This is a genomic window from Massilia sp. UYP34, assembly GCF_056279385.1.
Genome location: NZ_JBWBRF010000038.1, coordinates 1 through 8,323, shown reverse-complemented (window position 1 = coordinate 8,323; position 8,323 = coordinate 1). Strand labels below are relative to the sequence as shown.

Annotated in this window: 9 protein-coding genes; 4 read left to right on the top strand and 5 right to left on the bottom strand. The window is 42.1% G+C overall.

From position 1 onward, the window contains the following. Window positions 1–315: 315 nt before the first annotated feature. From ACZ9AQ_RS23850 to ACZ9AQ_RS23835, 4 genes are all read right to left on the bottom strand, one after another. On the bottom strand, window positions 316–900 hold the full coding sequence (locus ACZ9AQ_RS23850; protein ID WP_429207245.1) for a M15 family metallopeptidase: 585 nt from the start codon (window positions 898–900) through the stop codon (window positions 316–318). Between the two features lie 115 nt (window positions 901–1,015). Then, on the bottom strand, window positions 1,016–1,681 hold the full coding sequence (locus ACZ9AQ_RS23845) for a hypothetical protein (protein ID WP_429207247.1): 666 nt from the start codon (window positions 1,679–1,681) through the stop codon (window positions 1,016–1,018). Then, a complete protein-coding gene (locus tag ACZ9AQ_RS23840) occupies window positions 1,678–1,884 on the bottom strand; it encodes a hypothetical protein (RefSeq protein WP_429207248.1) in 207 nt (68 codons plus the stop codon). Before ACZ9AQ_RS23840 ends, ACZ9AQ_RS23845 begins: the two co-directional genes overlap by 4 nt. 92 nt (window positions 1,885–1,976) lie before the next feature. Then, window positions 1,977–3,035, bottom strand: coding sequence for a hypothetical protein (locus ACZ9AQ_RS23835; RefSeq protein WP_429207249.1), 1,059 nt, complete (start codon window positions 3,033–3,035; stop codon window positions 1,977–1,979). 139 nt (window positions 3,036–3,174) lie between these two features. Between ACZ9AQ_RS23835 and ACZ9AQ_RS23830 the strand changes: the two genes are divergently transcribed. From ACZ9AQ_RS23830 to ACZ9AQ_RS23815, 4 genes are all read left to right on the top strand, one after another. Next, window positions 3,175–4,176 (top strand): ABC transporter substrate-binding protein, encoded by a 1,002-nt coding sequence (locus ACZ9AQ_RS23830; protein ID WP_429207251.1) that lies wholly within the window; start codon window positions 3,175–3,177, stop codon window positions 4,174–4,176. A gap of 59 nt (window positions 4,177–4,235) precedes the next feature. Further along, window positions 4,236–4,973 (top strand): ABC transporter ATP-binding protein, encoded by a 738-nt coding sequence (locus ACZ9AQ_RS23825; protein ID WP_429207253.1) that lies wholly within the window; start codon window positions 4,236–4,238, stop codon window positions 4,971–4,973. A 22-nt stretch (window positions 4,974–4,995) separates the two neighbouring features. Then, entirely contained in the window at window positions 4,996–5,862 is an 867-nt protein-coding gene (locus ACZ9AQ_RS23820) for an ABC transporter permease (protein WP_429207255.1), read from the top strand. Between the two features lie 123 nt (window positions 5,863–5,985). Then, window positions 5,986–6,807, top strand: coding sequence for a hypothetical protein (locus tag ACZ9AQ_RS23815; RefSeq protein WP_429207257.1), 822 nt, complete (start codon window positions 5,986–5,988; stop codon window positions 6,805–6,807). Between the two features lie 48 nt (window positions 6,808–6,855). Here the strand turns inward: ACZ9AQ_RS23815 and ACZ9AQ_RS23810 are convergent. Beyond that, on the bottom strand, window positions 6,856–8,323 hold a 1,468-nt coding region (locus ACZ9AQ_RS23810), incomplete at its 5' end, for a type IV secretory system conjugative DNA transfer family protein (protein ID WP_429207259.1).

Sequence of the window (8,323 nt, the reverse complement as noted above, 5' to 3'; positions counted from 1 at the left end):
TGGGCTGAACACGGACGGTGTTCGGCGACGGGGGTGTATCAGTTTTAAATCGCTGAGACGACGAAATCTGTATCAGTTTTCAATCGCCGTTGACACGGCCAGAGCCTATGGACTTTTCTGATCTGTCAAAGCAGTTGCAGGACATGAAGACTGAAGACCTACCAGGCGTGCCAAGTGTAGATCCTCGGGTGAGGGTAGATGACGCTCGGTTGAAGAGGGAAGACGCTTACTATGGTGAGCTACAGACTGGAAGCAACCCATATGTGAATTAGCATGAAAAAGGCGCCGTTTCTGGTGCCTTGTTTTTTTTGTGTCTTAAAGAGCGGCCAGAGCCATAGAGTTGCGGTAGTTGCCCTTGCGTGCCATGCTCATCGCGTACTTGGCTTGCGGTGTTCGTAACTCCGTGTGGCCGTAGTCCTTGAAGGTCCAGTTGCCTCCCCAAACCAAACCAACGGATTTCGCTACCTCTCCCATAAGCTTGTAGCCCTTCATAGTCCACGGATCGCTCGGGTCAGTCATGAGCTTTCCGTTCTTCATAAACGCACAGTCTGCGGCAAGACCATACTGGTGGTAGCTCTGATACCCCTTCGCCTGTGTGACGCCACTGCTCAACGAATCCTGACGCTCAGCGGTTCTGTGTCCTTCGATCATGGTCATGTCGTAGCCGTGTTGTTGCTTCATGACGATGAACATACTAGCCAGGCGGTTTGCATAATCTTTGTTCAATTTAGAAAATGTTCGGCTGATACCTTTGATCTTAGGAAGAATTTTAATATTCAACTCAGCAAGTTCTGGCGGTAAATCTTCATGCTTGTGTTTTATGGAGCCTCCTGCTAAGGAAGTTCCGAATGTGACTGCTGCAATTAAAGTGATTGCTAAATTTTTGTATATTCCTTTCATATGTTAACCTTTTGTAGTGAGTAATTTAATAATAGCAAAGATATATCAAAATGCAAGGTTAAACATGGTTGATTGGATATCCGCATATATGAAAAAACCCCTTTCGGGGCTTTGTTTATTGTTCACCAGCTTTCCTACGCATAGCTGTGATTGCATTTCCATTTTTGAATTTACTTACTTTGCTACTCACTTTTAACATGGTCTCAAGTTCGTTCGCATCTCTATGCTTCACTTGAGGTGCTTGTCTTTCAACTTGAGGTCTGAACTGTGGTGTAGCAAGAGGCTTACGCTCACGCTTAGGAGCAGGCTTGCTAGACTCATATTCGCTATAAGCTTGTTCAACTTCACTCTCATCAGGCTCTTGGCCCTTCAGCTTGGCAAGTTCTACGTCAAACAACTTCATTTCGCAGTCATGTTTCTTCTGGATGTGACCGATGTCTTCAACTGAAGGATCAGCTAGTTCTTTTTTATGAACGTCCAACATATTCCTAAAGGCGCAAGATTCAGCTTGTCCAGCATGATAAGAGTCGTTAAGACCAAGGCTACCAAACTTCTTGTAATAGTCTTGAGCGTTCAAATCGCTGTGTCGTCCGAAATGGGTAATAGTCTCGCCATTTCTAGTGAACCAAAAGTTGCGAACCTTAGAAGGATCTAACCCCTTGTTTTCTTCAGCCTCCATCACGGCTGTCATTTTTACCTCTGGCAAAGGCTCTTGTGCTTTTTGTGAAAAGAAGCTTGAACTACCAATTGCTTCTTGCATTAACATTTCTTCTTCAGTCATATAGTCTCCTTAGTTATTTCTTCTAATACATACGTTTTTTCTTGGGACTGTGCTTCATCGAAGGGTCCCAACACTTCTTTCAATACTCGCTCACGCTTCTGATCTACCATTTCTTCTCTAATGTTTGTCGTGAGGATTTCGGCTTGATGAACACATCCAAAAACGAGTGTGATCAAAACCAAGTTGCCTGTCGTCTTGTTCATTAATTCTCCATTTGTTATAAGAATATATATAACAGAAAAATTCTGAAAGTCAAAAAAAGGACTCCGAAGAGTCCTTGTGGTGTTTGACCAGGTTATCTAGCCATTTCAGCGTCTTTGTTTTTTGCTTTTGATTTAGATGGAGCTTTTTTCTTCTCTTCTTGCACAGGCTCTTGCTTCTGTTCTTCCACCTTAGGCTGCGCAACTTCTTCTTTTTTGTTAGCGACCTCAAAAGGAACTTTTACGGAAGTAGGATCTGCGGTAGCAGCGTACTTTATGCGCTCTTGCTCTTTCTTCGCTTTGTTTTCTTGAGACTTCTCAGGGTTATAGTCACTCACTCGTATCTTGCTATTCTGGCTCCAATTGAAAGACTTAAATTCACCTTCAGGGCAAAGCTCACGTACTGCTTTCTCTCTGTTCTGTAATAGCCAGTCGTTACCTTTTAGTAGGTCGGCTGTGTTTACAGCATGAATATGAACGGTGACAATTTTCCCTTCTTCAGGATCTTTTCTCTCAGAATTTCCGGTGTGGACAAAAGTATAGAATTTTCCAGCCTGAAGAACTTCGCCACCTACCCAATTTTTTTCCGGCTTACCTAACGATACCTTCAATCTACGTGAACCTATTTCAAATGCATCGTCGGGTGCAAGAGCTTGAATCTGGTCAGTTGGCTCGCCGTCCCTCCCGTTCTTGAACTTGAATCTTCCCATCTCTTGTAATCGTTCTTGATTTACGCTTCTAGCATGATTGATAGCAAAATTGAAGCTCGTGATTTCTTCAGGGGTAGATAGCTTTTCTACATTAACTAAGATATGAACAGAACGCTCTTCTTTGAACTGCACTTTTCCATGCTCATCTTTCTTTATAAGATTAAGCATTCCCCAGTTTTCCTTTTGGCCGGGTGTGATCGTGCCATCTTTTACCAATCCTTCCATGACTTCAGGGCTGAAGAAACCGGTTATATCTTCGGGCTTTAACTTAACCCCTAGTACTTCGTCTTTATCTTTCATCTTGCCAGTCAACTTCCAGTAGCAATCGTAGAAGTTTGGACACTCTACTATATAGACTCCGTTTTCAGGAATTGCATATACCTTGATGCCGTCTTGTTCGCCTGTGTTTACTCTTGCTGCTGATACGTGATTTTCTCTATCCATAATCTTACTCCTTATAGTTTTTATTATGTCTTACTAAGATAGCGCTAAAAAAATCAGTGTCAACTATTCACATCTTGCTATTGACTTAACAATGTAAAATGATATAACACATATATAACTAATTACATAAGGAGAAGTTATGCAGAAATTTATAAAAGGTGTTGTGACGTTTGCTTTCGCTTTGTCTTTTGGATCAGCAGTAGCTGAAACTAACGAAGTTCGTTTGGGGTATCAAAATGGTTTAACCTATGCTCCATTCTTGTTCATGGAAAAAAATAAGACTATTGAGAAGCATGCAGAAAAGTTAGGTATCAAAGACTTAAAGGTAACATTCACAAAAATGAGCGGTCCGGGTCCAATCAACGATGCATTAATTTCAGGTGCGGTAGATGCTGGTGCGGTTGGCAATCCAAGCTTGTCTTTATTACATAGCAAAACCAACGGCAAAGTTAAAGCCATTGCGAGCTTGAGCTACATGCCAATGCTATTAAACACAAGTAATCCAAACGTGAAGACGATTGCTGACTTCACAGAGAAGGACAAAATAGCTCTTCCTACAGTAAAGCAGTCAGTCCAGGCAGTGACATTGCAAATGGCTGCGGCACAAAAATTCGGTCAAGCTAACTATGCAAAATTGGACGCCTACACAGTATCCATGAGCCATCCTGAAGCTGCTATTCAGTTGTTAGGGGGTAAGTCTGAAATCAACAGTCACTTCACCGCCTTACCATTCCAAAATCAAGAGCTAAGAGAAGGAAAAGGTAAGATCCATACTGTTGTGAATTCCTATGACGTTTTAGGCGGAAAGACTACTTTCGTTTTAGTAGCAGGTACAACCAAATTCGCTACTGAGAATCCTAAGGCATACCAAGCATTATCTGCTTCTATTGAAGAGACTTTGAAGTGGATAAACGAGAACAAGACTGAAGCGGCAAAACAGTATATTGAGCTTTCAAAATCAAAAGAGTCATTGAAGGAAGTGCTAGACCAGATGATGAGTCCAGATGTTGAGTTCAACAGCACTCCACGCGGAATCATGAAGTACAACGAATTCATGGCAAAGGTAGGCACTATCAAAGAGCCAGCGAAATCATGGAAAGATCTAACCTTCCCAAATTTACACAACAAAGCAGGTAACTAATCAACACTACATAGGGGCGACCATTTCAAAGGTGGTTGCCCTTTTTTACAGGAGAACATATGAACGAAGGAAAAATATTAGAAATAAAGAACTTAACGGTGCAATTTAAGACTTCCAATACATTGGTGACAGCCTTGTACGACGTATCAATTGATGTGCATAAAGGTGATAGGTACGTGATTGTCGGGCCTTCCGGTTGCGGTAAGTCTTCATTATTGAAAACTATAGGCGGCAACATCAAGCCAACAAACGGGACAGTGAAATTGGACGGCAAAGAAATTCATGAGCCTTCAATGGACGTAATGAATGTGTTCCAGGGCTTCGACCAGCTTATGCCTTGGAAGACAGTTTTTGAGAACGTAATGTTCCCGTTAGTTGTAGGTTCAAATATGAATTTCAACCAAGCCAAAGAAGTAGCTCTTCACTTCATCAACAAGGTCAAGCTTTCAAAATTTGCAGACTCTTATCCTCATCAATTATCAGGTGGGATGTACACCAGGGTAGCTATCGCACGAGGTCTTGCGGTTGAGTCCAAAGTGTTATTGATGGATGAGCCATTCGCGCCATTGGATGCACTTACCAGGTCGCACTTGCAGGACGAACTAAGAGCCTTGCTTGCAGAGAGCGGAAAGACTTTGTTGTTCATCACTCATGACATACCTGAAGCGGTCAAGCTCGGCACAAGAATAGCTGTGTTGTCAGCGAATCCAGGACAGTTGGTTGAAGAGATTAGAGGGGTAGAGTCAGGTTCAAGCAAAGAGTTAGAACAAAGAATCAGCAGTTTGATACAACACTAAAAACAATAATAAAGGAAAAATTATGGAAGAAAATCTAGTTAGACCAGACATCAAAGGCAACCCAAAACCAGCGGAAGAGATTGGCTGTGTGGCGAAGCCACTATCAAAATTGGAGAGGCTATTCAACACTGCATGGTTTTGTAAGGCTGTGCTTCTAATATTGGTTCTTGGAGGGTGGGAGTGGTACGCAGTGTTCTTGGATAATGCGTTAATGTTCCCAACGTTCACAGATACAGTCAAAGCATTCGGTAGCCTTATCATGTCCGGTGAAATGTTCGTCAAGGCAGGCTACACATTAAAAATTCTTGGAATAGGGTATTTAGCGGGACTAGCATTGGCTACTCTTATCACTGTCTTGGCAACATTCAATCGCTTCGGACAGTATGTAATGGAATTGCTTACCTCAATCGTTGCGCCACTTCCTGCGGTTGCTCTTTTGCCATTGGCTTTCATTTGGTTCGGTCTTGGAAATGGCTCATTGCTTTTCGTGTTGATCATATCTGTTTGGTGTCCAATCGCTCAAGCAATGCACAGTGGCTTCAAGTCAGTGCCAACTACACTTCGCATGGTTGGTCGTAACTACGAATTGAAGGGCTTCAGATATGCTCAAAAGATTTTGTTTCCTGCGGCGTTTCCAGCAATTTTGACTGGTGCAAAGATAGGTTGGGCGTTTGGTTGGAGAACATTGATTGCTGCGGAACTCGTAGCGGGTGTCTCATCTGGTAAGGGCGGTATCGGCTGGATGATCAATGAAGCGAAGCAGAACTTAGATATTCCTGTAGTGTTTGCTGGTCTTGTGTCAGTGATTGTTATCGGTCTAATCGTTGAGAACTTTGTTTTCAAGCCAATCGAGAACAGAACAGTGAAGAAGTGGGGCATGCAGTCATAAACTGAAATTCATAAATTAGGATGCCCCTTTAGTGGGGCATTTTCTATTGTTGTCAATGCTCAAAGTATTGCTATTGTCATAAAAAAATATATACTTGATATATATAACAATAAGGATAGAAAAATGGAAGACGAATACGAATTAGAAAGGATGATGGCAGACTTTGAGTTTCCTGCTGAGGAAGCGGACGGTGACAAACTAGAAGCAATGAAGGCCGAAGGCAATGAGGTTGTAGAGTTTAAACGATGGTTTAAGAGCAAAGCTTCACCAACATTCAAGAACCTAAATGGAATCAGTAGGTTTATTGACTTCATTTCTAATCTACCATCTGAAGAGCGAAGTGCAATACGCGAAATGTTGGAAGACAGAATTCTAGGCAATCCTTCCCTTGAAATCACGTTTATGCTGAGCTACGGCATGCCTTTTGCTCTTAGTGAATATTGGGACGGTATGAGTCTAATGACCGAAGAATTGAACGAGATCAACAACTCTGTGAGTGAGGAAGCTCTTAGAAATATCATGTTGCTTCGTAGTGAATTAAAGACGTTTGTGTCTGCTATCAATAAGGGCTCACAAGTCGCAATCCAAGAGATTGAAGAAGCTGGACGGCGCCAGGTGGTTGATAATGAATTACAGTTGAAGAAGCATGAGAAGTCACTAGATGCGTTTGCAAGCAAGGTTCAATCCGATATTGAAGCTATTGCCAAGAATTTTGAACAAGGGATCGCAAGTAGGAAGTTGAACATTGACGCTGAGATTGAAGCCGAAAAGACAAAAGCTAGAAACATGGTCTACAAGGAGATCTCAAGCAAGGTTGAGAGTGTTGCGGATAAGGCTTTTGGGAAGGTGCATGACAAATACACTTTAAGGCACGCTTTCTACAATGCTGGAGCAGTAATCGTCGGCATGGCTGTGTTCACGATATTGACTAAGCTATTTAGCTAAGATAAAGCCCCTAACGGGGCTTTACTCTTACTTCTTGGTTCATCAGAATTATCGCTGTGTCTCACGATCTACAGTATCCCAACCTTCCTTCTTCTTTTTCAACATGGCAGCTAACCATGCCTTCTTGTCGGTTGTCTTCGCTGAGGAAGCATTCTTAGCTACTTCACTTCCATGTTTGAGATGTGATAATAAATGACTGTCCAAGACGGTTTCTATCGCTATATCTTCAAGAACCGATCCTCCTAGAGAGTCCTTTTCCTCTGGAAGCAGAAAGATTTCTTTACGTTCCTCTTTTGCTGTCGCCTCATCAAGTAATTTTTGTCCGTAGTCAGAATCTATTTCAACTTCTTCTTCTTCCTCAAAATCGTCAGCCCATTCTAGTTCATCAACATTAGAAGCTGATGCTTCTTGTGAAAGCTGAAACTGAACAATAGGTGCAGATTTCTCTAAACTCGCTTTTGGCACGCTGCTCAACATCTTCACTATGTCTTCTTCAGGTACAAACAAAGGTCTCTCAACGGTGCCTCCCAACATCCATTCAGGCTTTTCAGGCTTGTATAGGGTAGGGTAGCTTGAGATTTCTGCTTCAAGAATATACGCATTACTCATGTTGCCAGGAATGTATAAGTAACGAACATAGTTGCGGCGTGTTTCAAACTTACTTCCAAGTTCATTAATTTCATCTGGTGTGATCACTACACCTTCATGTTCTTGATAGTTTACGGATGTGGACTTACCATTGTCCTGGTAAGTGGTAGATTCATGACGTTTTAAGATAGTCTTCTTGCCCAACTGATTAGAAATCATCTCAGCAGAGTCACCCATATTGACGCCCATTATAAAAACATTTCCAGTATTGGCTTGTAAAAATTTTAAAAAATCGTCTCCGTACAACTCTCGTAACTGAGATAGATCTTGGCAAGCCAAATAAATTGTAACGCCTTTGGATGCAAACATTTCCATTCCGGGACCGATGAATTCCTTAAGATTTCCAAGAGCTTGGAACTCGTCACATACAATGTGGAATCTTCGTATGCTTGGGTAGTCCTTTGATTTGTCTTCAGGGAAGTACTTATCATTGATGAGACCTGCCATGTAGAAAAGCATACCTCGTATCAATGCAACTGTCTGATCTTTGAAACGTCCTGATGGTTTGATAAGTAAAATCTTTGTTTTTGGATTTTCATCTAGAACCCACTCTCTCAACGAGAATTTAGGCTTAGCTTCATACTTGTCCCATATCGCAGCTTTGGTAATTATTGGCTTGGCAAACTTCGCATAGATAGCAAGTTTAGGATCTACAAAATACTTGTGCATGTCGTCGCTAACAAATTGCTTGGCTATCTTTATTTGCTCACCAATAGGTTGAGATACCAAATTTTTAAGGTCGCCCCATGTCCAGCTACCTTTACTGTTCAAATGCTTAAGGCCACCTCGAATAACCCGCTCTCGGCGTGAGCAGAGCCAGGCGAAACGTGAGTCCGCGCTCCAGCATCGCTCAGTAGCGTGATTTTCA

Excerpts from the sequence above, each read along its gene's own strand:
- ACZ9AQ_RS23850 (WP_429207245.1), bottom strand. The coding sequence starts at position 900 with ATGAAAGGAATATACAAAAATTTAGCAATCACTTTAATTGCAGCAGTC.
- ACZ9AQ_RS23845 (WP_429207247.1), bottom strand. The coding sequence starts at position 1,681 with ATGACTGAAGAAGAAATGTTAATGCAAGAAGCAATTGGTAGTTCAAGC.
- ACZ9AQ_RS23840 (WP_429207248.1), bottom strand. The coding sequence starts at position 1,884 with ATGAACAAGACGACAGGCAACTTGGTTTTGATCACACTCGTTTTTGGA.
- ACZ9AQ_RS23835 (WP_429207249.1), bottom strand. The coding sequence starts at position 3,035 with ATGGATAGAGAAAATCACGTATCAGCAGCAAGAGTAAACACAGGCGAA.
- ACZ9AQ_RS23830 (WP_429207251.1), top strand. The coding sequence starts at position 3,175 with ATGCAGAAATTTATAAAAGGTGTTGTGACGTTTGCTTTCGCTTTGTCT.
- ACZ9AQ_RS23825 (WP_429207253.1), top strand. The coding sequence starts at position 4,236 with ATGAACGAAGGAAAAATATTAGAAATAAAGAACTTAACGGTGCAATTT.
- ACZ9AQ_RS23820 (WP_429207255.1), top strand. The coding sequence starts at position 4,996 with ATGGAAGAAAATCTAGTTAGACCAGACATCAAAGGCAACCCAAAACCA.
- ACZ9AQ_RS23815 (WP_429207257.1), top strand. The coding sequence starts at position 5,986 with ATGGAAGACGAATACGAATTAGAAAGGATGATGGCAGACTTTGAGTTT.